General features: G+C 59.5%; 1 protein-coding gene. It reads left to right on the forward strand.

Translation table 11 applies throughout. The features are described 5' to 3' along the window. The coding region (locus tag DY467_RS25385) for a DUF3833 family protein (RefSeq protein ID WP_164639803.1) at positions 1-447 on the forward strand (447 nt) is incomplete at its 5' end. Positions 448-565: the final 118 nt, after the last annotated feature.

Here is a 565-nt window from a genome sequence, read left to right on the forward strand (position 1 = left end):
GTATTTCTGCCGGAGCGTTTCTTTAACGGGAAGCTTGAGGGTTGGGCCGTCATCGAGAGCTTGTTCGGCCGCCTCCAGAAACGGGCCACGATCAAGGCCGAAGGTCGATGGGACGCGGCGGAGCAGGTAGTCCACTTCGACGAGACCTACCGCTTCGACGATGGACATGAGGACACGCTCAATTGGATCATCCGGAAGCTCACGGATGGCAAGTATAGCGGCAAGGAGGCGAGGCTGGGCAGCGAGGCCGAAGGCGAACAGGCCGGATGCGCGTTCAACCGGAGATATACCCGCGAAACACCACAACCCGACGGCAGTTCGACCAAGTTGAATTTTGACGACTGGTTTTACCTCATCGACGATGATGCGTGCATCGTCCGTGGAACGACTGGCCGGGCTGGCCTACCCTTCGCGACGGCGCACGTCACCTATCGTAAAACTTTCTGATCTGCTTGATCGTTGGTCTTGATGCGGTCGACCGCTCTGAGACGTCTCCCGCGTGACGCCAGATTTGGTGGATCGACCAAAGCTGGCCCCCGTCTGTCGCGGGTTCAGCGTGCCGGCA

Source organism: Rhodopseudomonas sp. BR0G17 (assembly GCF_010907025.1).
Classification (GTDB): domain Bacteria; phylum Pseudomonadota; class Alphaproteobacteria; order Rhizobiales; family Xanthobacteraceae; genus Rhodopseudomonas; species Rhodopseudomonas palustris_H.